The sequence below is a fragment of the Nocardia arthritidis genome (assembly GCF_011801145.1).
Classification (GTDB): domain Bacteria; phylum Actinomycetota; class Actinomycetes; order Mycobacteriales; family Mycobacteriaceae; genus Nocardia; species Nocardia arthritidis_A.
The window spans coordinates 1,508,278-1,531,698 of sequence record NZ_CP046172.1 but is presented as its reverse complement, the minus strand read 5'-3'; the positions used below and the strand labels follow the sequence as shown (position 1 = coordinate 1,531,698).

The window sequence follows — 23,421 nt, the reverse complement described above, 5'->3', positions numbered from 1 at the left end:
GGCCCGCGCGCGACGGGACTGTAAATACAACGGTGTAACTCCCAATCTAGGAGTGGCACTTGATGTCTGATGTGATGACGGCGGATGTGGCCGATACTGGCCCGGTGGCGAAGCGTAGGGAGTCGAAGGCCTCGGCGGTGGATGCTGAGCTGGTGGGTCAGCTGGTGGCTTCGGCCCGGGCCAACGGATTGCAGTTGACCGGTGAGGGTGGGTTGCTGGCGCAGCTGACCAAGATGGTGGTCGAATCCGCTCTCGACGGTGAGATCACCGACCATCTCGGCTATGACCACGGTGATCCGGCTGGGCGGGGAACTCCCAACTCCCGCAACGGAACCCGCTCGAAGACCGTGGTCACCGACGTCGGTCCGGTCGAGATCGATGTTCCGCAGGACCGGGACTCGAGCTTCGAGCCGCAGATCGTGCGTAAGCGGCAGCGCCGGTTGAACGGTGTGGAGACCATGGTGCTGTCGCTGTCGGCCAAAGGGCTCACGCACGGGGAGATCTCCGCGCACCTGCGGGAGGTCTATGGCGCCGAGGTGTCCAAGCAGACGATCTCCACGATCACCGACAAGGTGATCGACGGGATGGCCGAGTGGCAGAACCGTCCCCTCGACAGCGTGTATCCGGTGATCTTCATGGACTCTCGCCGGAGGATCCGCTTCCGCCTCGAGGTGTACGAAAAGTAGGCCTTGATGCGGATGTGGTTTTCTGCGTCAGTGGGCAGCATTCGGCTGGTGCTTTACAAATCGGCAGACCACCCGTTGTTCCGTGTGTCCCCAGGCACGCCGCGCTGGGCAGTCATCGCTGCCCGTCTCGTGCCGGTGGCCGCGTTGCCGTCCACATTGTGGCGGTTCGGCGCGGTATTGGGGCTTCCCCTTGGCGACACGACGAATCTGCCCTGGTGGGCACGGGGATACGTGATCGCGATCATGATCGTGCTCGAGGCATTGGCGTTCCTGACCATCGGCCTGGTGAGTCCATGGGGTGAGGTTGTGCCGCACTGGGTTCCGGCGCTGGGTGGCCGACAGGTCCGCCCACTGGCCGTCGTCATACCGGCTCTGGTCGGCGCGGTGCTGGCCACCGCCGGTGGTCTCACCTTCGCCTACGACTGCTACGCGATGCTCGCTGACCCATCCTCCAACGAGATGGGCGGCCCAGCCCAGCGGGTGATCTTCACACTCTGCTACGTACCCCTGGCCGCGTGGGGACCGCTGCTGGCCGCAGTAACCATCTCCTACTATCGCCGCCGCACCCGCGGCGGTATCGCCCCGGCCATATCCACACCGGCTACATAGGCTGGTGGTTTCGCAGCGGTGTCGCTGGTAAGCGTGCACTCTCGACAGGGGGGTCGAATCGCTGTCGCGCCTTACCTCACCGGTCACGATGATCGGATCGGAACCTTCTGCCGTCTTGCGCGGGCGACCGCCCCGCGCCGACCGAATCGGGCGCGGGTGAGCGGGGATTTCAGGAGGGTTTGTATTCCTCGTCGAAGTCGTCCTCTTCGGGGGTCGGGGCCGGTTCGGGGTCGAAACGGCGCGGGGTGTGTTCGTGGTCGGTGTCGCCGCGGGAGGCGGCGCCCATCAGACCGCTCATGAAGGTGGGCTGGGTCGCGGATTGGGTGGAGGTGGGTTGGGTGGGTGTTGCGGTGGAGTCGGGGCGGTCAGGGTTGTGGGTTTGGTTGGGGCCTGGGCCTGCGGTGGAGGTGGGGTGCCCTTGTCGTGTTGGGTGCCGGAGTTGTGGTCGTTTGGTGCGCCGGACTTGTCCGGTGGGGTGTCGGAGCCGTTCCTGTGATCGGTTGGGGCGCCGGTGTCGGACTTGGGGGCGGGGGAACCGGAGCCGGTGTCGGTTGGGGCGCCGGTTCTGCTGGGATCGGTTGGGACGCCTGAGCCGTCGTTGGTCGGGGCGGGGGTGTTCGGATCGCTGATCGGTGTGCCGTCCGGGGTTCCGGTGTGGTTTATCGCGGTATCGATCGCCGAAACCACCTTCGTCACCGAATCGGTGACCGTCGAGATCGCGCTGGCGCCGTCCTTGATGATTTCACTGCCGAATTCGCCTGCGTCCTTGAGGAATTCGCCGCCGGCCTTGATGAGGTCCGGGACGCTGCCGGTAATCTTGCTGACCGAGCTGACGAGTTCGGAGATGTCGCCTGGGCGCCACTCGCCCGCCTTGCCCTTGTCGGTTGTCGTCGCCGGGGTGTTGGGGTCGGACGGGTTGCCGTTCGAGGGGTTTTCGTCGGATGGGTTGCCGTTGGATGGATTCCCGTTCGAGGGATTACCGTTCGACGGATTCCCATCGGACGGATTCGCATTCGACGGATTTCCGTTGGAAGGATTGGCGTTCGAGGGGTTCGCGTTCGACGGGTTTCCGTTGGAAGGATTGGCGTTCGACGGATTCCCGTTCGAGGGATTGCCGTTCGAGGGATTGCCGTTCGAGGGGTTCGCGTTCGACGGGTTGCCATTCGACGGATTCCCGTTCGAAGGATTGCCGCTGGACGGATTCCCATTGGAGGGGTTCCCGTTCGAGGGATTACCGTTCGACGGATTCCCATCGGACGGATTCCCGTTGGAGGGATTGCCATTCGAGGGATTGCCCTGGTCTTTCTTGGTCGGGCTCTGCGTCGGCGACGGATTCTGCGTCAGCGAGGGATCCTGTGTCTGCGATGGATTCCCGTTCGACGGGTTCTGCGTTTGCGGCTGCGTTTCGACCGGCGTCTGCTTGGTGGTATCGACGTTCTGCGGGCTCGTCGTGGTCGGCGCGGTCTTGGTCGAATCGTCCGTGGGGGCGGCGGCGCTCGGGTCGGCCTTGGGCGAGCCGGTCAGCGTCGACTTGTCATCGGATTGGGGGGTCGACTTGTCGGAGGGTTGGTCGGTCAAACCCAGCTGATCGGTCTGGGTGCGCAGACCGGTGTCGGCCGCCTCCGCTTTGGTGGTGAAATCGGTTTGGACGCCGATCATTTCGTTCAGTGACGTGGTGATGGCGCTCTGATAGGTGTGCAGATCGGAGGTGTCGGTGGCGGTTCCGGCCGTCACCTGCCAGTCTTCGGATATCTGGAATCCGGCGCGCTCGGCCTCGTCGACCTTGTCCAGCAACGCCTGCCGGTATCCGGTGAGGCTGTTGCCGCCGTCGATCAGGGTTTGCGCGAGTTCGCCGGTTTCCTGGGCGATTTTGGAGCCGGTGTCGCGGTCACCCGCGATCCGATCGTATGCGGAGTAGTAGGCATCGCCCTGCCAGTGCTTACCGGCATCCCTGATCTGCGTGACCATACTTTCGAGCAGGCTGCTGAAATCAGCGCTGCGCTTGTTCATCTCCTCGCCGACCTCGCGCAGCTTCCAGGGTTGCCAGGAGCGGACCTGGCTCAGCGTCGGTTGGTCTCCAGAATTGCTTTTCATTGCCTGATGCCCAACGCGTTGATCTTGTCGCGGAACTCGTCATCGGTGACGACGTAATTTTCGGCGCCACCCTTGGCGATGACCGAGACCTGCGCGCACCGCGCGGCCATTCGCGCCCAGGCGTCCTCCACCAGCGCACCGGCGGACGCACACATCTGCGCCAGCGCCGAACCAGGCAGCGCGCTGGAGGCGTCCTCGGCCACCGACTGCACCTTCAGCGCTTTGATCTCCGCGCCGATACTGTCCATCGATGTTGCCAGCGCGCGCAATTCCACCGGATCTACCTGCATTTCGTCCCCTCTGCCATGGAGATTCCCGCTCGATGCGGTCGGGCGCATCGAATACCGAAGCCGACGAGCCTCGGCACTCGGGCGGGCGAACTTACCTCTGAATATCGCGAATGGCCAAGCGCCACAAGCTGTTAGGAGTAGCCACGGGCATCATTCAGCGCCGCCGCATCCTGGCCCGTCCAACGGCGTCGGCTGAGCGCGGCGGGTGCGGACGTCGCCCCGGTGTACGTCGGTGGCCATGGTTCTCCTCGAATAGGTCGGTGCAGCGGTGCGCGGTCAGTCGTTCGCCACTCGCGCGGCTGCCTTCAACGCGTTGCCCAATTGCACTTGCGCAGCCAAGAATTCGATGCCGATGAGCTCACCGTCCGGACCGAAGTCGAGCACCGCGACCACCGCGCCGGTGTCGTCGGTGACCTGCATGGTGCGTGCGGAGTGCCGGTCACCGGGGCGATTCTGCCGCAGCGCGAGGTAGGCGACGTCGTTGCGCACATCCCAGGTCAGGTAGTCGATGAAGTCGGCTTGCATTTCGAATCCTTTTGCGTCATTCATGATTTCGATCAGGCGTACAGCGCGACGGGCGACCGGCCCGCGCCCTGACCGGTACATTCGACCAACTCGGCGCGGCCGACCACACCGAGCGCGTCATAGAGATTGCGAATACGCCGGTACATGGATCGCTCGGACATGTAGTTCTGGCGGGCGATTTCGGCGACGGTCATCGATGAACGCAGCATATGCAGCAGGCGCTGGTCGGATTCGTCCAGCGGTGCTGGATGCTCCCCGGCACCGCGCCGGACGCTCGCGTGCCGGACCTCGAACCCGCCACCGCGCGGTACCGCGTCCACCGAGGCGGGCCGGGCCGAACGGGCGTGCTCGCGCAGCCGCGCCCGGAAGATCTCGGCCTGCTGCTCGCCGGAGATCGCGATATTGATGACGAAGTTGGCGCCTGCGCGGATGGCGAAGTATGTCGAGTGGCCGGTGACGTCGTTGGTGACCGCGACGATCAGCTCCATCGCGTGCCGGGCTCGCACGGTCTGCAGGTTCTGGGCCTGATATTCGGTATTGACCGGCAGCATGATTGATGCGCCGTCCAGATCGTCGCGGGTGTTCAGGCCCTCGTAATCGACGAACTCGACCTTGATGCCGGTGGCGAGAGGGTTGCCCCACAACGGATTCCGCGAGCAGAGATACTCACGCAGGCTGGGATGCGCCAATACCAGGGGCCCGTCGAGGTCCGGAGCCGATCCGGCCTGGTTGCGACTACCCCGAACCCGCGTCGGCCGGCTCGCATGCGTCGTGACCACCTACTACCCCCGATCGTCCACACGGACCACCACTGTCCAGCGGTCCGTGTCTTCTGTTGTCCTGCTGAATGTTTGGACGGGACAACAGCGCGATCGGTTCCATAAAGTTTGCGGATCGTTTTCGAGGGGTCAGGCGGAGAAGCGCTCCCGGACGGTTTTCGGCGCGTCGGGCACCGGCTCGATCAGCGCGGCTGTTCGAGGGTGCCAGGTAGGAACAGGCAGGCGGGTCCCGGCTGCCGCACCGGGGCAGTGAACGACAGGCCCACGCGGTGACCTCCCGGCATACCGGCCAGCCCCAGCAGCATGACGTAGCCCGGCGGTGCGGCCTCCGGACGCAGCGTTACCGAGCCGTCCGCATTCTGCTGGGGCAGGGTGTAATGCTGCCCCAGCGGCACGACCGTGCTCTCGTCCAGATCGGGGCAGTCCTTGCGCATGGGCAGAACCCTTGCGGGCACGCCCATTTCGGCCAGTTTCGCATTCGTGTCGTCGATGGCGCGCAGATCGGACACCGATACGGTGACCGAGCCGTCCGGGTTGCGCACCACCGCGAAGGCCTGGGGATCGTTGCCGACGGTGGTGACGACGACCGTCGCCACACCGGCCAAAGCCAAAGCCCCCACCGCGATTCCAGCCATCCGGACCGGGGAACGCCGCCGGTGTTCGGTACGGTCGGCCGTGGCCAGTGCCGCGCCGTGCTCGATCATCAGCTCACCGAGCAGCCGATTCTCGAATTTGTTCATCACTTCGCTCCTTTCCGATTGTGATCGAACAGATTTCGTAACTTCGCGCGGGCACGGAACAGCCGAACCCGCAGGGCGCCCGCCGAAATACCCAGCGCCGCAGCCGCTTCCTTCGGCGTCAGGCCCGCGACATCGACGAGTTCGACCGCGCCGCGGTCCACCGGCGCCAGCTCGGCCAGCGAGGCGAGCAGTTCGCGTCCCGAGCGTTCGTCATCGATGCGGACGAGCAGTTCCGACGCCTCGTCGATATCCAGCGCCCGCCTGCCGCCCAATCTGGCCATGGCATCCCGGGCCCGGCTGGTGTTCTCGCAGTGCCGCGCGTACACGTTCTTGGCGATGCCGAGCAACCAGCCGCGCGGGCTGCCCCGGCGCGGGTCGAACGTCCCGAACGAGGTGATCGCCGCGACGAAGGTGTCGGCGGTCAGATCCGCGGCGATTTGCGGATCGGTTGTCCTGCGAGCGAAGTAGGCCAGCACCAGGCCGAAATTGGCGCGGTACAGCTGTTCGAACTCCGCAACCGGTCCATCGGGGCGGTAGTCGGTGTCGGGCGGGGAGCCGCGATCCCTCATCAAATCGGTCACACTCATCACTTGCCGGAATTCGCGGATGGCGTTACCGGCGGGCAGTCGCAATCATCGGGCAAGCATGGATAACGACGGCGGAATCGCCGGTGGCAGGCGTGAAATACGCACCACCGAAGCGCATTTCGTGCTACATCTGGCACGGGTGGGTTTCCGCTGACCGGATCAATGTATGACCTACCGTGTCGCCCAGTTCACATTTCCGTTCGGTAGTTATCGAACGTGCTGGTAGTGCTGATATTTCGATGATCGGTCGGTGATCGTCACTCTGCGATGCTCGGCAGATGCGTGACAAATCCGGACTCCGTGCCTGCGCCGCGATCCTGCTGGTCGTGGCGGCCTTGGCAGGCTGCGGCTCGAATCCGCCAGCGGCGAACAAAAACGCGACGAAAGGGTCGACGGAAGGCGGCAGCGAGCCGGATTACACACCGACCGGCAAACTGCTGGCCGACTCCGGATTCCGGCCCGCGGCCAACGGTTTCCGCTTCCAGAACTACGGTAACGACGACAACCCGACGAATCTGACGCCGGACACCATGCACGCCCTGTTCGGCGATTCGGTGTGCGCGAGCACCGTCGGCGGCTGTGAACTCATTCCGCAGGCCCAGGCCTACCTGGAAGAGGCCAACAAGGCCATGGCGGGCGGGCACTGCTACGGCATGTCGGTGACCAGCCTGCTGCTGGCCGCGCACAAACTGGATCCGGCCAAGTACGGCGCCGCGGGCGCCGACAAGCTCGACCTGGCGGGCAATGTCGAATTGCAATCGATGATCGCGCGGCAGTTCATCGGGCAGACTTTTCCGGGCGTGCTGGCCGGGCAAATCAACGGGACCCCGAAGCAGATCGTCGACAAACTCGTTCAGGTGCTCAAACCCGGTGCGCCCGAGACCTATTCGGTCGGCTTCTACAAACGGGACCGGACCGGCGGCCACGAGGTGACGCCGTACGCGGTGGAGGACAAGGGCGACGGCAAGGTCGCGATCCTCATCTACGACAACAACTATCCCGGCGTAACCAGGCACATCGACGTCGACCGCAATACCGACACCTGGCGCTACGAGACCGCGGCCAACCCGGCGAACCCGAGCGAACCGTACGAGGGCGACGCGACAACCGCGACGCTGCAACTGGATCCGACGATGCCCGCGCAACAGCAACAGCAGTTCCCTTACACCGCACACGACACCAAGGGCAGCAAAACCGGTGGCCCGAAGGGCGGTCCGGCCCTGACGATCTACCTGGACGGCGATCCGGTCCAGCACGGGCATCTGCTCATCACCGATGACAAGGGCAAGCGCATCGGCTATCTGAACGGCAAGCGGGTCAACGAGATTCCCGGTGCGCGGTTCGTCGACATCAAGTCGAACAACTCCACCCACCGGTACGAACCCGAATACCAGATTCCCGCCGACACCCACTTCACCATCACCGTCGACGGCACCGGACTCACCAAGCCGGACAAGACCGACGTGGTGATCCTCGGCGACGCCTTCGACGTTTCGGTGAGTGGAATCAACTTGGCGCCCAACGCGAAATCGACCATCGACATGAGCGCCGATGGCGACCGGGTCACCTACGGCTCCACCGACGCCCAGGCACCGGATATCGAAATCGGCGAAAGCTACGAACATTCCGATTACGCCTTCGCGGTCAGCAAGGCGGCGGTCGGGCCCAATGGCACGGTGAGCGTCTCGCTTCCGTTGGACCGCAACGTCTTCACCATCGATGCGGCCAAATCCGCGGCGCCGGGCTCCTACGGCGTCACCATGCAGCGGATCGACGACCACGGCAAGCGCACCTTCAAGAAGGACGGTGTCGCGGTCGCCGCATCCGGCGCCGCCGCATTCGATTTCGACGGCTGGGACGGCGGCGGCAAGTCGATCGCCCTGACCGTCACGGACAAGGGCAAGCCGACGACGACGCAGCTGCCCGCGAACTGAGCCGCGCGGCGCCACGCGCGCTCGGGCACGGCCCGGAACCCATTGGTTCCGGGCCGTTTTGCAGCCAACCGAGTATTCCGGCAGTGCCCATCAGACACGCGACTCGGCCACCTCGGCCACGACCGGAACCGGCGCACCGCGCTCGGCCAGCAGCACATAGATGACAACCGAAAGCAGCGCGCAGATCACCGCGCATGCGCCGAGCACGATTTGCCAGGCCTGGGTGAATCCGTCGACGATGAAAACACCGAAATCCGGCCGAATCTCGGGTCCGACCGCAGCCAGCGGACTGTCGAGATCACCCGCGTTCACCTGATTCGCCAGCGGCCCGGCACCCGGCTGGTAAGCCGGGAACGCGTGCAGGCCACGCTGGTATCCGTGCTGGGTCAGGTTGACCAGCGCCGAGCCCGCGGCGGCGATCACCACCGCCTCGCTGCCCAGCCGCAGGGTGTTGAGAAAGCCTGCGGCCGTGCCGGTTTCATCGGAGCCGACGACGGTCAGCACCGCGGCGTCCACCGATCCGAAGTTGAGTCCGAGCCCGACGCCGAGGACGACCAGCGGAGCGATCAACGACCCGATACCGCCGCCCGGCCGCAGAACTATTGCGAGCCAACCGATTCCGACAGTGAGACAGACCAGGCTGATGGTGAACACCGCCCGATTGGTCATGCCGCGGCGCAACAATGCTCCGGCCAGTGCGGGCGCGACCAGAATGGGCGCGCTCATCAGCAATAGCACGCCGCCTGCCGCCCGGCTTGTCAAATCCTTCGCCACCATCAGGTAATTCGGCAATAGCGGCAACAGGATCACGTATGCGAACGAGACAACGACCGGGATCAGCGAAAGGGCGACGAATCGCCGATTCCGCAGCAGTGCGAGGTCCAGCATCGGCTGTGCCCGGCGTCGTTCGATTACCGCGAAACAGATTGCCAGCACGCCGGATCCGGCGAACATCCCGAGTACCGAACCGCTGGCCCAACCCCACTGCGGCCCTTCGACCAGGCCGAGCATCAGCAGCAGTAGCGCACCGACGAAGGTCAGCGTCCCCGGCAGATCGACAGCGGCGCCATCCGCTCGCCGCGACTCGCCGAGGAACGGAACCGCGACAAGCACAATCGCCATCAGCACCGCATGCGCGCCGAAGAACCAGCGCCAGCCCAACAGATCGACGACGGTGCCCGCCGCCATGGCACCGAGCGCGAGCCCACTGCCGGTGGCAATGCCGACGGCGGCAAAGACCCGGACCCGGGCCGGACCGTCGAAAGTCGTTGCCAGAATGGAACTTCCACTGGTCAGCAGGGCCGCGGCGCCGATACCGGCCAGCGCACGGGCCGCATCGAGCAGCAGCACGCCCGGCGCGATCGCGCTCACCAGCGATGCCGCGACGAACAATGCCGCACCCGCCGCGAACACCCGCCGCCTGCCGAGCAGATCCGCCATCGCCCCGCAGGCCAGCATGAAGCAGGCGAAGGTCAGGTTGTAGGCGTGCACCACCCACTGGAGCAGATCCAGCGCCGCGCCGGTGTCCCGCCCGATCCGCGGCAGCGCGACGCCCGATCCGGTCACCGATGTCGGCAGAATCACCAGAGTCAGCAGAATCGCGGCCGCGCCGAGGACCGGGCGGGTGGCCGTGCTTTCGGAATATCGCGACATGCGACGATCGTGTCGCCGCCGCGGCCACGGTAGGAGTGTCGGATAAGCCTGGGTCTGCCACCACCACCCTCAGCCGGCGGCCTTGCGCACCTCCAGCAGCGCCGCCAATCCGGCCTCGGTGCCCGGTTGCGGCGTGTAGAGCAGCAAGCGGTGTCCGGGGAGATCGGGGAGCGGCAACGTGGTGTATTCGAACACCAGCTCACCGGTCTCGGGATGGGCCAACGCCTTGATGCCCTGTGCCGCGCTGCCGACGCGGTGTTCGGCCCACAGCCGCGCGAATTCCGAACTGGCCGCGCACATATCGGCGGCCAACTCGGCAAACCACGAATCGTCCGGATACCGCGCGGCGTCGGCGCGGAACTGTCCGACGATGGCGCGGGCGGCGTCTTCGCGGTTCCGCAACGCCGAGGCCAGCCGGGCATTGGTGAAGAAACTTACCAGGCAGTTGTGATCACCGGCCGTATAACCGAACACCGCCCGCGCCGCCCGGTTCACCGCCGCGAAATTCCAGTGCCGGTCGATGATGTAGGCCGGACCCGGCAGCCAGCCATCGATCACCCGCCGCAGCGATTCCGGGACCTCGCGCTCGGCGGGTGGCGTCTGCGGTGGATTGAGACCGGAAAGCAGATAGAGGTGTTCGCGTTCCGCGGCATCGAGCCGCAGCACCCTGGCGATCGCATCCAGCACCTCGGCGGAGACGTTGATCTCGCGCCCTTGCTCGAGCCAGGTGTACCAGGACGCGCCGACACCGGCGAGCACCGCGACCTCCTCGCGGCGCAGCCCGGCCGTCCGCCGCCCGGAGCCGGGTGCCATACCGACATCGGCGGGCGTCAGGCGAGACCGTCTGGAGCGCAGGAACTGCCGGATCTCGTCTCGACGCCGTTGCCGAGCATCCGCGGAAAGCCGAACGATGTCCACCTCGATCATGCTATGCACGGCGGGAAACCCGGATTTCACGGGATTTATCCGAAAATGGCCCGGATCACACGGCTCCGGGCCATTTTTCGGTGTGGCTCGGGAGCGTCACGGCCCGAGCCACGCTTCTCAGCCGCGCGGCGGTTCGATGCCCAACTCGCGCAGGCGGTTCCGGTATTCCTCGACGTTGGCGAGTTTGACGCCCTCGTAGCCGCGAACCATATCGGCCAGTGCGGCGGCCTCGACGGCGCGGTCGTAGTTCTCCGGGTCGAGATGGTTCGCCAGCGTGGTCACCATGTCGGTGTAGTGCGCCAACAGCTCTCGCTCGACGCGGCGCACATGCGCGTAGCCGAAGGGATCGAGTTTGGTGCCGCGCAATCGCTTACCCTTGGCCAGCACCTTCAGCACGAGGTGGGTGCGCGGCCCGAAGCCGATCTTCTTCTTGCGGCCCATCGCGCGCAGTACCGGCGGATGCAGCTTGTAGGTGAGGTTCGCGCCGTCCGGCAGCTGCGCCGAAACCTCGTCGAGGAAGGCGGGATTCGTCAGCTGACGAGCCACCTCGTATTCGTCCTTGTACGCGGTGAACTTGTACAGGCCGCGGGCGACCTGCTCGCTGAACTCGGTGCGGCCGGTCACCCGGCACTGGGCGTCCCAGATGTCCTGCATGGTGCGCACATACTCGCGAGCGGTCCGCACGTCCTGGAAGCCGATCAGCTCCTTGGCCCGCAGCTCGACCAGACGACGGGTCTCGCCGGTGGCCGTCAAACCCGCGAAAAGGTCTGCCGGAACGGCGATTTCGGCCGCCTTGGCCTGCTCTCGGGTGGTGACGGCGGCGAAGTCGTCCGGCCGGGCGATCGCGACCCGGCCCCAGCGGAAGGCCGCGATATTCGCCGCGACGGCGACACCGTTGATCTCGATGGCCTCCTCGATCGACGCGGCGGGCAACCGCAGCCCACCCAACTGGTACGCGGCGCCCACCAGCAGGAAGTTCGCGGCTGCGGTGTTGCCGAACAGCAGCTCCGCGGCGGCGAGCGCGTCGAACGAGTGGATCGACCGCGATACCCGATCCAGCCGGGACAGCAGCAGCTCGGTCTCCGGGTACGACACCGACTTGTCGTAGACCATGTCGCCGGTCGGGGTCTTGCTGGTCGAGGCCACCGCGATGGTGGTCTCCTTGGAGCCGTACGCCAGATTCTTGTTGTCGGCGGCGGCGAGCAGATCGAAGGCGACGATGCAGTCGGCCGATCCGGGCGTCAGCCGGTTCGCCGGCTCCAATTCGCCTGCGGCGAAGCGCAAGTGGGAAACCACCGGGCCCGCCTTCTGGCTGAGACCGATCTGGTCCAGGCTCGCCACCTCGTATCCGGCCCGCAGCGCGGCGGTCGCGAGCACCTGGTTGACGGTGACGATGCCGGTGCCGCCGATACCGGCCAGGAAGATGTTCTGCGTGGAAGTCACCGGCACATAAGGCAATTCGGGCAGCCGAGGCGGTTCCGGACGCCGAGTCGCCTTGCGCTTCTTCGCCTTCGCCGGATCCGGCAGCTCGACCGTGACGAACGACGGGCAATCGCCGTCCATGCAGCTGTAATCGGTATTGCACGAAGTCTGGTCGATGCGGGTCTTACGACCGAATTCGGTGTCCACCGGCTGCACCGAGAGGCAGTTGCTCTTCACGCCGCAGTCACCGCAGCCCTCGCACACCGCCTCGTTGATGACGACGCGGGTGCGCCGCGCGGGCAGCGTGCCGCGCTTGCGCTGACGGCGCGCGTCGGCGGCGCAGTGCTGGTCGTAGATCAGCACTGTGACGCCGGGGATTTCGCGCAGGGTGCGTTGCGCCTCGTCGAGCCGGTCCCGGTGCCACAGCAGGGTTCCGGCGGCCAGATCGCGCCTGCGGTACTTCTTCATGTCGTCGGCGCAGATGATGATCTGCCGCACGCCCTCGACGGCGAGCTTGCGCGTCAGCATCGGAACCGCGAGGGCGCCTTCGGCATCCTGTGCGCCGGTCATCGCGACGACGTCGTTGTAGAGCAGTTTGAAGGTGATGTTCACCCCGGCCGCGACACAGGCCTGCACCGCCAATTGCCCTGAGTGGAAATATGTTCCGTCGCCGATGTTCTGGAAAAGGTGCGGCACCTGGGTGAACGGGGCCATACCGATCCACTGCGCGCCCTCACCGCCCATCTGGGTCAGCCCCAGCACCTTGCTGTCTTCGCGGCCGGACAAGGTGACCATGGTGTGGCAGCCGATACCGCCGCCGGCCAGCGAACCGTCGGGCACGGCGGTCGAGCGGTTGTGCGGACAGCCGCTGCAGAAGTAGGCGGCCCGCTTGGCGGGCAGCACGGAAAGTGAGAGCGGCTGCGGCAGTGGGCGTTTCAGCTCCAGACGGCCGTCCAGGGCCCGGCGCAGCGGCCCGATGATGCGTCCGGTGGTGAGCTCGCCGTCCTGGGCGAACAGCGGACGGTCGGCGGCGTCGCGCTTGCCGATGATGCGCGGCGCACCCGGGGCGCCGTACAGGATTTCGCGGATCTGGGTCTCGATGAAGGCGGTCTTGTCCTCCACCACGATCAGCTCGGCCAGGCCGTCGGCGAATTGCCGGATGCGTTGCGGCGCTATCGGATATGGCATGCCGATGCGCAGCAGCCGGATACCGGCGCGCGCGAGCGCCGCATCGTCGGCGCCGAGATCGATCAGCGCCTGCCGCACCGCGTCGAATGTGGTTCCGGTGGCCGCGATTCCGACGGTGGCCTGGACCGGATTCACCTCGATGACATCCAGCTCGTTGAGCGTGCTGTACGCCTTGACCGTCTCCCAGCGCGGGCCGTAGAGATCGGCCTCGGCGATCACGCTGTCCGCCGGAGCCGCCATCGGCCGCTGCAGATAGGTGAACGGCCTACCCTCCCACTCGATTTCGGGGACGGTGATATCGATGTCGCCGACATTGCCGTCGACCGTCCACGCACCGTCGGCCACGTCGGCGACGATCTTCAGCGCGACGAGGCAACCGGAGGCCCGGGAGAGCGCGACCCCGTGCAGGCCCATCGTGATGATCTCGCGGGCGTTGCGCGGGAACAACACCGGAATGCCCATCGCCGCCAGCGACCGTTCGCTCACCGCGGGGACGGTGGAGGATTTCGAGGCCGGATCGTCGCCGACCAGCAGCAGCACCCCGCCGTTCGGGTTCGCGCCGTACATGTTCGCGTGGCGCAGGGCGTCGGTGGCGCGGTCGAGGCCGGGGCCCTTGCCGTACCAAACGCCGACGACACCGTCGTGTGTCGCGGTGCCGGCGGGCAATTCGCCCTGGCTGCCCCACACCGAGGTGGCGGCGAGTTCCTCGTTCAGCCCGGGGACGAACGAAATATCGTGCTCGGCAAGCACATTCGGCATACCGGCGAGCATTCTGTCGACGCCGCCGAGTGGACTGCCCTGATATCCGGACACGAACGTACCGACCCGGCGGCCGGCCCGCAGATCGCGGACATGCTGCTCGACCAGCTGCCGGGCGATCGCCTGCACGCCGGTGAGCACAACGGTTCCGGCGCCGACCCGGTAGCGATCGGCGAGGTCATAGGGCGCTGGGGCCAGTTCGCGGTCAGCGAGCTCGGTCATACAGATCCACCCGTCCGCTCGGCGCCGGTCCGGCGCCTCGCATCGTTGAGCACTTGGTGCCGCCATCCTGCATTCTCTGCGCGAAGTGAACAACCGTGGTTCACAAACTTGCGCAATCTGCTCAATCCAGCCGGTCTGTAATGGGCACCCGCTTCGCAAGATGCTAGCCCGAATGTGACCCCGGCCACGCGACGCCGATCACATCGGCCACGTCATCCGCATGGGAATTACCGGCAACTTCCCGGCAAGTTCGACCACCGTGACCGCGCTCCAATCGCGGTGCGAGCCGTCGATCGACCTGAGGCATCGCGAACCTCCATTCGCCGCGCTCGATCTACGGCGAATCGGATTTCGCGGCGATCAAGGCGCTGCTGGAACGAGGCGTGACGGACGGCTGGCGGGGGTGTACGAGGTTCTTTGCGGCAATGACGCCTGGTGGGACGCCTGAACAATAAAACCGGCTCCGGAAGACCTTCTCCGAAGCCGGTTTTCGCCCCCCTGATGCGTTCAGCTGATCTCGCGGACCTGCTTCTCGTACTTCGCGCGGACGGTGGCGTCGGCGGGGTGGAGGGCGCGGTCGCCGTCGATGAGCTTGCGGAACAGGCGAATCGCGCGTTCGGGGGTCGCGGCGATGGCTACGTCGATGACGCCGAGGTAGTTGGGCACGGCGACCTCCGCCTTGCGGGTGGCGCAGGTGCGGACGATGGCGGCGGCCACATCCTCCGGATCGACGGTCGGCATGCCGTGACCGAGGGTCAATCCGGCGGAGAGGCGGGTGCGCACCGCCGACGGCATGACGCAGCTGACGCTGACGCCGCGCCCCGCGAACTCCAAACGCGTTGCGGCGCTGAGTCCTACGGCCGCGAACTTGCTCGCGTTGTATACCGCGAGCCCCGGGATCGGAATCTTGCCCGCCAGCGAGGCGACATTGACGATGTGGCCGCGCCCGCGCTCGATCATGCCGGGCGCGACGGCGCGCATACCGTGGATGAGGCCCCAGACATTGATATCGATCGTGGCCTGCCCCACCACATCCGGCTCGTCGAGGAAGGCGCCGGCGGGCATGACGCCCGCATTGTTGACCAGAATGTCGACCGAACCGATTCCGGCGACCGCATCGTCCCACTGCCCGCGCGAACGCACGTCCAGCTCAACGGCTTTCGCACCGAGTGCGGCGGCGCACGCCTCGGCCGCCGCACCATCGACGTCGGCGATGACCACCTCGGATCCCTTGGCCGCGAACAACTCCGCGGTCGCGGCGCCGATACCGCGCCCGGCGCCGGTGATCAGCACCCGCGCGCCCGTCAGGTCGATTTCCGGATAACCGTGACCGAGAATTCTCATGCGAAGGCTCCTTGTTCGAGCACCGAGCGGGTGCTGCGCAGGCTGTGTTCGAAGGTGTCGCGACGGCGGCGGCCGTCCATGAAGTTGGGCCCCGTCACCGCGAGATCGGCCGCGGTCGCGCCGAGGAAGAGCACCCGGGTGCCCGCAGCGCGCAACTGACCGATTTCGGTGGAAAGCCTGGCGCTCATGCGATTTCGCAGCTGCCGTTCGAGGAGGTGGCCGACCGAGCGCGCCGGGATCCGTTCGGCGGAGGCCATCGGCGCGAGTACGACGAGTTCGTCGAGCCGTTGCGCCGCAAGCAAATCCACCGATGCCGTGGACGCCGCACCGCCGTCCACGTATGTCCGCGTGCCGATCTCGACCGGCGGGAACCAGCCGGGCACCGCCCACGATGCCCGCAGCGCCGCACCTAGCGGTGCGCTCGGCGCGTCCGGCGCGCCGAACGGGATCCGCTGTCCGGTGGTGGTGTCGACGGAGACCAACCAGGTGGCCGGGTGCGGCACCCAGGTGCGTCCGGGATTCAATCTGTCGGCCAGCCGCTGCAGCCAGGACGCGTCGCCACCGCCACGCGGCAGCAGGCCCGCGCCCGCGGTGAGCGCGGCCTGCCCCGAGCCGAGGCCGCGCACGGTCAGCCGGGGTGCGCCGAGCCGCGGCCTCGGCAGCGGCGGGAAACGTCCCGGATCGATGCGAATGTGCTCGGCCAGAACAGGATTGGTCGATTCGCCGCGCTGCATCGCGACCAGTTCATCGACCGCGACGCCGCTGCCGAGCATGGTCACCAGCTCAGCGCCCGCCGAGGTGCCGATCAGCACGTCGGCCTCGCGCGGATCCCAGTTCAACACGTCGCGGACCGCGGCGAGCGCCGCGACGGTCCAGGCGGCGCCCAACGTGCCACCGCATCCGATGGCCAGGCCGCGCCGTCGAGACCCGTTGTTGTTACCCATGGTTTCACACAGTAACAGCCTTCAGATACCAACGGTATCCGAAATCTTCCGGTTCGTAGAATCGTGAGATGGCACGACTGACCCGGTCCGAGAGTCAGGCCCGCACCAGGGCCGAGCTGATCGCCACCGCCCGCGATCTATTCCTTGCCGAGGGCTACGCGAAGACCAGCCTGGAGCGGGTGGCCGAGGAGACCGGATACTCCAAGGGCGCCGTCTACTCGAATTTCCGCACCAAGAAAGAGCTCGGCCTCGAGGTGCTGCAGCTGATTCACACGACCAAATTCGAGGAGATCACCGCCCTGATCGAGGACGGTGGCACGCTCGACGATCAACTCGAGCGCTTCCAGGCATGGGCCGAACACACGATCGGCGATGTCGGATGGACCCTGCTGGAATTCGAATTCGCCACGGTCGCCCGCGACGATCCGGAGTTGCAGGCCGCGCTGCGGTCCAGCCTCGCGATGGTGCGCGGCGCCGTCGCCGCCCAGGTACAGCGCCTCGCCGACGACCGGGGCGTCGACCTGCCGGTATCCGTGGAAGACGCCGCGACCGCGGTCCTCAGCATGGGCATAGGGCTCGGCATGCAGCGCGCCATCGACCCGGCGCTGCCCGCCCGACTGGTCACCGATGCGCTGCGACTGCTGTTGACGACGGGTGACGGACCGTTGCGCGCGTATGCCGCCGCGCTGTCGACCGAGGGCGCATCATGAGGTGAAGTGCAGCGACCACTCGCCGCGATAGTGCAGCCGGGTGACGCTGCCCGGCGGAATATCTATCCGCCAGAACGATTTCGGCGGTGCGTCCAGCGTCACCAGCAACGCCGACCTGATCACCGCCGGATGGGTCACCGCCACCGTCGACATGCCGTCGGAGGCGATCTCGGCCATCCAGTAGCGGGTCCGCTCGATCACGTCCATGACGGATTCGCCGCCGTGCCCGCGGAACTTCGGATCGGTGAGCCACGCGTAGAGCTCGTCCTGCGGGACGGACATCAGCTCACCGCCGCGCCACGCACCCGCGTCCAGATCGCGTAGCCGGGTGTCCTCTTCACCGGGTAAGCCCATCAGCGCGGCGGTTTCGACGGTCCGGCGCTCGGGCCCGGTGAGCACCCGTGCCGCGGTGAGCGGACCCGCGGCGGCGATCGAACGGCGACCGGCCTCGGTCAGCGATTCATCTACTGGAAAACGTGCCTTTCGCATCGCCTCGGTCATGCCATGGCTGACCAGGTCGAGTCTCAGCACCTTGTGCACGGATGGAAGCCTACGGCGCGCGAATGCCAGCCGTAATCCGATTGCTCCCGCTTCGCTGCGCGCGGACGGCGGGCGATCTTGTCGGTGCCGCGAGGCACACTGATGCCATGACCCCGTTCTCCACCGCGACCCGAGAGTGGTTCGACGGCGCTTTTCCGGCGCCGACGGCCGCTCAGTTGGGCGCGTGGCGCGCGATCGCGGCGGGTGAGCACACGCTGGTCATCGCGCCGACCGGATCGGGCAAAACGCTGTCGGCATTCCTGTGGGCGATAGATCAATTGGCCATACGGGACAAACCGACTGTCAAGTCCCCTGTCGGGACGACCGTGCTGTACGTTTCGCCGCTGAAGGCGCTGGCCGTGGACGTGGAACGCAACCTGCGCGCACCGTTGGTCGGCATCACCCAGACCGCGAAACGGCTCGGACTCGAACCACCCGACATCACCGTCGGGGTCCGCTCCGGCGATACCGGCGCGGCCGAGCGCCGGGCCATGCAGCGCACCCCGCCCGACATCCTCATCACCACGCCCGAGTCGCTGTTCCTGATGCTGACCTCGGCCGCCAGGGAGACCTTGCGCACGGTGCGAACCGTGATCGTCGATGAGGTGCACGCCATCGCGGGCTCCAAACGCGGTGCACACCTTGCGCTTTCGCTGGCCCGGCTGGATCAGTTGGTAACGGCGTCGGAGGGTGAGCAGGTACGCCCGGCTCAGCGTATCGGCCTGTCGGCGACCGTGCGGCCGCCTGAGGAGGTGGGCCGGTTCCTGGTCGGCAATGCGCCGATCACCGTCGTCGCGCCGCCCGCGCCCAAAACCTTCGACCTGTCGGTCCGGGTGCCGATCCCGGATATGACCGAACCGGGTGAGGAATCCGACCAGCCGGGCTCGATCTGGCCGCACGTCGACGAGGCCATCGTGGATCTCGTTCTGCGACACCGGTCATCGATCGTATTCGCCAACTCGCGCAGGCTGGCCGAACGACTCACCGCGCGGCTCAACGAGGCATACGCGGCGCGCATCGGCGATCCGGTGGACACCGCACATCCGCCGCCCGCGCAACTCGGCCCGTCCACCGAGGTGATCCACGGCGCGGGTGAGCTGTTGGCCCGCGCGCACCACGGGTCGGTGAGCAAGGAGCAGCGGGCGCTGATCGAGGACGATCTGAAGAGCGGGCGGTTGCGCTGCGTCGTCGCCACCAGCAGCCTCGAACTCGGCATCGATATGGGTGCGGTCGATCTCGTGGTCCAGGTCGAGGCGCCGCCGTCGGTGGCGAGCGGGCTGCAACGCATCGGCCGCGCCGGACATCAGGTCGGCGAGATCTCACGCGGCGTGCTGTTCCCCAAACACCGCACCGATGTGATTCATTGCGCTGTCACCGCCCAGCGGATGACCGAGGGCCGGATCGAGGAGTTGCGGCTGCCCGCGCATCCGCTGGACATCCTGGCCCAGCAGACCGTCGCGGCCTGCGCGCTGGAGCCGATCGACGTCGACGCCTGGTTCGAAACGGTAAGGGGCACCGGCAGTTACGCGGCGCTGCCGCGTTCCGCCTACGAGTCGGTGCTCGATCTGCTCGCAGGGCGCTACCCCTCCGACGAATTCGCCGAGCTACGACCGCGACTGGTGTGGGACCGGGACGCCGGCACACTCACCGGACGACCCGGCGCGCAGCGACTGGCGGTCACCTCGGGCGGCGCGATCCCGGACCGCGGCATGTTCGCGGTGTTCATGGTCGGCGAAAAGGCTTCGCGGGTGGGCGAACTCGACGAGGAGATGGTCTACGAGTCGCGGGTCGGCGATGTGTTCGCGCTCGGCGCCACCAGCTGGCGGATCGAGGAGATCACCTTCGACCGGGTGCTGGTGACACCCGCGTTCGGCCAGCCCGGCCGGTTGCCGTTCTGGCATGGCGACGGGCTCGGCCGTCCCGCCGAACTCGGCGCCGCGCTGGGCGAATTCGTGCGCAAGGCGGGCGGCAGCCAGGAAACTCTGGAAAAGCTCACCGCCGCGGCCGGATTGGACGATTTCGCCCGATCGAATCTGATCGCGCTGCTGGACGAGCAGCGCACCGCCACCGGACACCTCCCCACCGACCGGACCCTGGTGGTCGAGCGGTTCCGCGACGAACTCGGCGACTGGCGGCTGGTGCTGCACTCGCCGTACGGGTTACCGGTGCACGCGGCGTGGGCGCTGGCCGTCGGCGCGCGGCTGCGTGAGCGGTTCGGGGTCGACGCCGCGCCCAACGCCTCCGACGACGGCATCGTGGTGCGGCTGCCCGACACCACCGACGATCCGCCCGGCGCGGAGCTCTTCGTCTTCGAGCCGGACGAAATCGACGATATCGTCACCGAACAGGTCGGCGGCTCAGCGCTTTTCGCGTCCCGGTTCCGCGAATGCGCGGCGCGGGCGTTGCTGCTGCCGCGCCGGGATCCGGGTAAGCGCGCACCGCTGTGGCAGCAGCGGCAGCGCTCGGCCCAGCTGCTCGATGTCGCGCGCAAATTCCCCGAATTCCCGATTCTGTTGGAGACGGTGCGGGAATGTCTGCGCGACGTCTACGATCTGCCCGCGCTGCGGGATCTGCTCGGCCGGGTGGCGCGCAGGCAGCTGCGTCTGGTCGAGGTGGAGACCGCGACACCGTCACCGTTCGCGAACTCACTGCTGTTCTCCTACATCGGCCAGTTCATGTACGACGGGGACAGCCCGCTCGCCGAACGCCGCGCCGCGGCCTTGTCCTTGGATTCCGGGCTGCTCGCCGAACTGCTCGGCCGGGTCGAATTGCGCGAACTGCTCGACGCGTCGGTGCTGGAACTCACCGAGCGGGAACTGCAGCGGCTGACACCCGATCGGCAGGCGCGCGATCTGGAGGGGCTGGCGGATCTGCTGCGGTTGCTCGGCCCGCTCACCGCCGCCGAAGCGCGCGACCGCTGCGTGGACGATCCGGCGCCCTGGTTCGCCGAGCTGCTGAAATCGCGTCGGGCACTGGAGGTTTCGTTCGCCGGACGGAGCTGGTGGGCCGCGGTGGAGGACGCCGCCCGGCTGCGTGATGCGCTGGGGGTGCCGCTGCCGATCGGCACACCGGCCGCGTTCATCGAGCCGGTCGCCGATCCGCTCGGCGACCTCGTCGGCCGCTACGCCCGCACGCACGGCCCGTTCGCCACCGAGGCGGTGGCCGAACGGTTCGGGCTCGGCACCGCCGTCGCCGCCGCGGCACTGCATCAGCTGGTGGCCGAGAAACGGGTGGTGGAGGGCGAATTCACGCCGTCGGCCGGTGGCAGCGAATGGTGCGACGCACAGGTGCTGCGCAGGCTGCGCCGCCGCTCGCTGGCCGCGGCCCGGCACGAGGTGGAACCGGTGGCCACCGCCGCTTTCGGTCGCTTCCTTCCGGCCTGGCAGCATGTCGGCACCGGTGAGCTGCGCGGCGTCGACGGTGTCGCCGCGGTGGTGGAACAGCTTGCCGGCGTGCCGATTCCGGCCTCCGCCTGGGAATCGCTGATCCTGCCCGCCCGGGTCCGCGACTACTCCCCCGCCATGCTGGACGAGCTCATGGCCACCGGCGAGGTCATCTGGTCCGGGCACGGCTCGATCACCGCCAAGGACGGCTGGATCGCACTGCACCTGGCCGACCAGGCCCCCTTCACCTTGCCGCCGCCGGACGAGATCGAGCTGACCGAGCTGCACCTGCGCCTGCTCACCGCGCTCGGCGCGTCGATCGCCGCATGGACCCCGGTGCCGGAATCCGACGGTCTGCCCGCGATCCGACCGCCGGTTTCACTCGACGATCTGCCGGGTGACGTTGAGGCGCAGCCGGATTCGACGTTAGGCCGCCGGTCCGGACAACGCGGCGGCGCGCCATGGACCGACGATGCGCTGGATATATCGGACATCGAATCCAGCGGCGCGCACAGCGCTGCTCGACGCCGCGGACAGCGAGGCGCTCCGGGCAGTCCTGCGGCAGACGCCCTACCGAATCAGCCGGATTCGATCGATCCGCCGGATGCATCGGACATCGAATCCAGCGGCGAGGCGCGCTCGCGCAGCGCTGCTCGACGCCGGGGGCAGCGAGGGGCCGCCTCGGCCGCGCAGGACAGTCCTGCGGCAGACCCGAATCAGCCGGATTGGACCGATCAGACGGATCGGGAAACACAGTCCGGTCGTGCGTCGCGGACCGTGGACGCACCGGAGGTCGATTCGAGCGATGGTGTGCGCTCGGGCGGCACTACCGCGCGGGATAAGCAGCCGAGCAGTGTTGCGGCAGAGGGGAAGTCGATCACACGCGCGTCGACGCCGCTGCCACCGCCTATATTGCACGGCGGCGGGGCTTACTTCTTCCGCCAGCTATCCGACGCCAGCGGTTTGCTCGATGACGCGAAAGTGGCTGCGGCGCTGTGGGATCTGGTGTGGGCCGGGTTGGTGGCCGGCGACACCTTCGCGCCGGTGCGGGCGCTGCTGTCCGGCACGTCGAGGACCACGACGGCGCATCGCACGCCGCGCCGAACACCACGCGGCCGGGCCTACCTGCCCAGACCGAATATGCCGAGCCGGACCGGGCCGCCCGCGGTGGCGGGGCGCTGGTCGCTGCTGCCGGATCGGGTGGCGGACAACACTGTTCGCGCACATGCGACGGCCGACATGCTGCTGGAGCGGTACGGCGTGCTGACCAGGGGCTCGGTGCAGAACGAGGGCGTGCCCGGCGGATTCGCCCTGATGTACCGGGTGCTCACCGAATTCGAGGACCGGGGCCGCTGCCGCCGCGGCTATTTCGTCGATTCCCTCGGCGGTGCCCAGTTCTCCACCACCGATGTGGTGGATCGCCTGCGTTCCTTCGACACCGAACGCGCCCGCCCCGGCACCGAGCAGAAGGATGCCGCAACCAAGGCGATGGCCCTTGCCGCCTGCGATCCGGCCAATCCATACGGCGCTGCGCTGCCGTGGCCGAAGGGCGACGCGGACAGCGGCCACCGCCCCGGCCGCAAGGCGGGGGCACTGGTGGTGTTGGTCGGCGGCGAACTCGTCCTCTACCTGGAACGCGGCGGCAAAACCCTGCTCACCTTCACCGAGGACCCGGATATCCGCAACGCCGCCGCCACCGCACTCGCCGATCTCGTGCACAGCCGCCGGGTCGACTCCATCGTCATCGACAAGGTCGACGGAGATTCCGTACACGGCAACACCTTCGCCGCCTTCCTCACCGAGGCCGGATTCGCCACCACCCCCCGCGGCCTCCGCCTCAGGCGTCAAATATGAACGCGCACAGCGGAATCAAAGCCCCCAGCAGATCCGGCCCAGCGCGCCCGGACAGCACCATCAGCCAATCCGGCCCAGCAGACTCAGGCAGCACCATCAGCCAGTCCAACCCGGCAGGCCCAGGCAGTACCATCAGCCAGTCCAGCCTGGCAGGCTCGGCCAGCACCACCAGCCAATCCAACCCACCAGGCTCAGGCAGCACCACCAGCCAGCCCGGCCCAATAGGTCCCG

18 protein-coding genes and 1 pseudogene are annotated in these 23,421 nt (G+C 67.2%); 5 read left to right on the top strand and 14 right to left on the bottom strand.

From position 1 onward, the window contains the following. Positions 1 to 62: 62 nt before the first annotated feature. A pseudogene (locus F5544_RS06750) lies at positions 63 to 644 on the top strand (transposase); the annotation flags it as partial. A gap of 90 nt (positions 645 to 734) precedes the next feature. Next, a complete protein-coding gene (locus F5544_RS06745) occupies positions 735 to 1,295 on the top strand; it encodes a hypothetical protein (protein ID WP_203217496.1) in 561 nt (186 codons plus the stop codon). Between the two features lie 169 nt (positions 1,296 to 1,464). Here the strand turns inward: F5544_RS06745 and F5544_RS47015 are convergent, their stop codons facing one another. The 7 genes from F5544_RS47015 to F5544_RS06715 form a co-directional block, all read right to left on the bottom strand. Further along, positions 1,465 to 1,593, bottom strand: a complete 129-nt coding sequence (locus F5544_RS47015) for a hypothetical protein (protein WP_275107016.1) — start codon at positions 1,591 to 1,593, stop codon at positions 1,465 to 1,467. Beyond that, the gene (locus F5544_RS45755) at positions 1,590 to 3,389 is read right to left on the bottom strand and encodes a WXG100 family type VII secretion target (protein ID WP_174867287.1); all 1,800 of its coding nucleotides are present in this window, start codon (positions 3,387 to 3,389) and stop codon (positions 1,590 to 1,592) included. Before F5544_RS45755 ends, F5544_RS47015 begins: the two co-directional genes overlap by 4 nt. Next, positions 3,386 to 3,679 (bottom strand): type VII secretion target, encoded by a 294-nt coding sequence (locus F5544_RS06735; protein ID WP_167472382.1) that lies wholly within the window; start codon positions 3,677 to 3,679, stop codon positions 3,386 to 3,388. Before F5544_RS06735 ends, F5544_RS45755 begins: the two co-directional genes overlap by 4 nt. 276 nt (positions 3,680 to 3,955) lie before the next feature. After that, positions 3,956 to 4,204, bottom strand: coding sequence for a DUF2283 domain-containing protein (locus tag F5544_RS06730; protein WP_167472381.1), 249 nt, complete (start codon positions 4,202 to 4,204; stop codon positions 3,956 to 3,958). Between the two features lie 32 nt (positions 4,205 to 4,236). Further along, positions 4,237 to 4,848, bottom strand: coding sequence for a helix-turn-helix transcriptional regulator (locus F5544_RS06725; RefSeq protein ID WP_167472380.1), 612 nt, complete (start codon positions 4,846 to 4,848; stop codon positions 4,237 to 4,239). A gap of 317 nt (positions 4,849 to 5,165) precedes the next feature. After that, positions 5,166 to 5,723 carry a hypothetical protein gene (locus tag F5544_RS06720; protein ID WP_167472379.1) on the bottom strand — a complete coding sequence of 186 codons (558 nt, stop codon included), beginning with the start codon at positions 5,721 to 5,723 and terminating at the stop codon, positions 5,166 to 5,168. Further along, positions 5,723 to 6,304: an RNA polymerase sigma factor gene (locus F5544_RS06715; RefSeq protein ID WP_167472378.1), complete on the bottom strand. Its 582-nt coding sequence runs from the start codon at positions 6,302 to 6,304 to the stop codon at positions 5,723 to 5,725. Before F5544_RS06715 ends, F5544_RS06720 begins: the two co-directional genes overlap by 1 nt. A gap of 284 nt (positions 6,305 to 6,588) precedes the next feature. Here F5544_RS06715 and F5544_RS06710 point away from each other — a divergent pair, with 284 nt between their 5' ends. Further along, positions 6,589 to 8,244 (top strand): hypothetical protein, encoded by a 1,656-nt coding sequence (locus F5544_RS06710; RefSeq protein WP_167472377.1) that lies wholly within the window; start codon positions 6,589 to 6,591, stop codon positions 8,242 to 8,244. Between the two features lie 90 nt (positions 8,245 to 8,334). Here F5544_RS06710 and F5544_RS06705 read toward each other — a convergent pair whose 3' ends face one another. The 5 genes from F5544_RS06705 to F5544_RS06685 form a co-directional block, all read right to left on the bottom strand. Then, complete coding sequence (locus F5544_RS06705) at positions 8,335 to 9,897, bottom strand: MFS transporter (protein ID WP_167472376.1); 1,563 nt, start codon at positions 9,895 to 9,897, stop codon at positions 8,335 to 8,337. Between the two features lie 69 nt (positions 9,898 to 9,966). Beyond that, a complete protein-coding gene (locus F5544_RS06700) occupies positions 9,967 to 10,815 on the bottom strand; it encodes a helix-turn-helix transcriptional regulator (RefSeq protein ID WP_238847121.1) in 849 nt (282 codons plus the stop codon). Positions 10,816 to 10,941: 126 nt separating this feature from the next. After that, positions 10,942 to 14,415: an indolepyruvate ferredoxin oxidoreductase family protein gene (locus F5544_RS06695; RefSeq protein ID WP_167472374.1), complete on the bottom strand. Its 3,474-nt coding sequence runs from the start codon at positions 14,413 to 14,415 to the stop codon at positions 10,942 to 10,944. A 507-nt stretch (positions 14,416 to 14,922) separates the two neighbouring features. Next, positions 14,923 to 15,759 carry an SDR family oxidoreductase gene (locus tag F5544_RS06690; protein ID WP_167472373.1) on the bottom strand — a complete coding sequence of 279 codons (837 nt, stop codon included), beginning with the start codon at positions 15,757 to 15,759 and terminating at the stop codon, positions 14,923 to 14,925. Then, positions 15,756 to 16,703 carry a patatin-like phospholipase family protein gene (locus tag F5544_RS06685; RefSeq protein ID WP_167472372.1) on the bottom strand — a complete coding sequence of 316 codons (948 nt, stop codon included), beginning with the start codon at positions 16,701 to 16,703 and terminating at the stop codon, positions 15,756 to 15,758. The genes F5544_RS06690 and F5544_RS06685 overlap by 4 nt, the downstream gene beginning before the upstream one ends. 68 nt (positions 16,704 to 16,771) lie before the next feature. Between F5544_RS06685 and F5544_RS06680 the strand changes: the two genes are divergently transcribed. Next, the gene (locus tag F5544_RS06680) at positions 16,772 to 17,413 is read left to right on the top strand and encodes a TetR/AcrR family transcriptional regulator (protein WP_167472371.1); all 642 of its coding nucleotides are present in this window, start codon (positions 16,772 to 16,774) and stop codon (positions 17,411 to 17,413) included. On the opposite strand, the gene F5544_RS06675 is transcribed toward F5544_RS06680, so the two are convergent. Beyond that, positions 17,408 to 17,953, bottom strand: a complete 546-nt coding sequence (locus F5544_RS06675; RefSeq protein ID WP_167472370.1) for a histidine phosphatase family protein — start codon at positions 17,951 to 17,953, stop codon at positions 17,408 to 17,410. The genes F5544_RS06680 and F5544_RS06675 overlap by 6 nt on opposite strands. 107 nt (positions 17,954 to 18,060) lie before the next feature. Between F5544_RS06675 and F5544_RS06670 the strand changes: the two genes are divergently transcribed. Further along, positions 18,061 to 23,190: an ATP-dependent helicase gene (locus F5544_RS06670; protein ID WP_238847120.1), complete on the top strand. Its 5,130-nt coding sequence runs from the start codon at positions 18,061 to 18,063 to the stop codon at positions 23,188 to 23,190. Here the strand turns inward: F5544_RS06670 and F5544_RS06660 are convergent. Next, the gene (locus tag F5544_RS06660; RefSeq protein WP_167472369.1) at positions 23,174 to 23,392 is read right to left on the bottom strand and encodes a hypothetical protein; all 219 of its coding nucleotides are present in this window, start codon (positions 23,390 to 23,392) and stop codon (positions 23,174 to 23,176) included. The two genes, F5544_RS06670 and F5544_RS06660, sit on opposite strands and share 17 nt — an antisense overlap. Positions 23,393 to 23,421: the final 29 nt, after the last annotated feature.

Excerpts from the sequence above, each read along its gene's own strand:
- F5544_RS06720 (WP_167472379.1), bottom strand. The coding sequence starts at position 5,723 with ATGAACAAATTCGAGAATCGGCTGCTCGGTGAGCTGATGATCGAGCAC.
- F5544_RS06705 (WP_167472376.1), bottom strand. The coding sequence starts at position 9,897 with ATGTCGCGATATTCCGAAAGCACGGCCACCCGCCCGGTCCTCGGCGCG.
- F5544_RS06670 (WP_238847120.1), top strand. The coding sequence starts at position 18,061 with ATGACCCCGTTCTCCACCGCGACCCGAGAGTGGTTCGACGGCGCTTTT.
- F5544_RS06710 (WP_167472377.1), top strand. The coding sequence starts at position 6,589 with ATGCGTGACAAATCCGGACTCCGTGCCTGCGCCGCGATCCTGCTGGTC.
- F5544_RS45755 (WP_174867287.1), bottom strand. The coding sequence starts at position 3,389 with ATGAAAAGCAATTCTGGAGACCAACCGACGCTGAGCCAGGTCCGCTCC.
- F5544_RS06680 (WP_167472371.1), top strand. The coding sequence starts at position 16,772 with ATGGCACGACTGACCCGGTCCGAGAGTCAGGCCCGCACCAGGGCCGAG.
- F5544_RS06735 (WP_167472382.1), bottom strand. The coding sequence starts at position 3,679 with ATGCAGGTAGATCCGGTGGAATTGCGCGCGCTGGCAACATCGATGGAC.
- F5544_RS06690 (WP_167472373.1), bottom strand. The coding sequence starts at position 15,759 with ATGAGAATTCTCGGTCACGGTTATCCGGAAATCGACCTGACGGGCGCG.
- F5544_RS47015 (WP_275107016.1), bottom strand. The coding sequence starts at position 1,593 with ATGAGCGGTCTGATGGGCGCCGCCTCCCGCGGCGACACCGACCACGAA.
- F5544_RS06695 (WP_167472374.1), bottom strand. The coding sequence starts at position 14,415 with ATGACCGAGCTCGCTGACCGCGAACTGGCCCCAGCGCCCTATGACCTC.
- F5544_RS06730 (WP_167472381.1), bottom strand. The coding sequence starts at position 4,204 with ATGCAAGCCGACTTCATCGACTACCTGACCTGGGATGTGCGCAACGAC.
- F5544_RS06685 (WP_167472372.1), bottom strand. The coding sequence starts at position 16,703 with ATGGGTAACAACAACGGGTCTCGACGGCGCGGCCTGGCCATCGGATGC.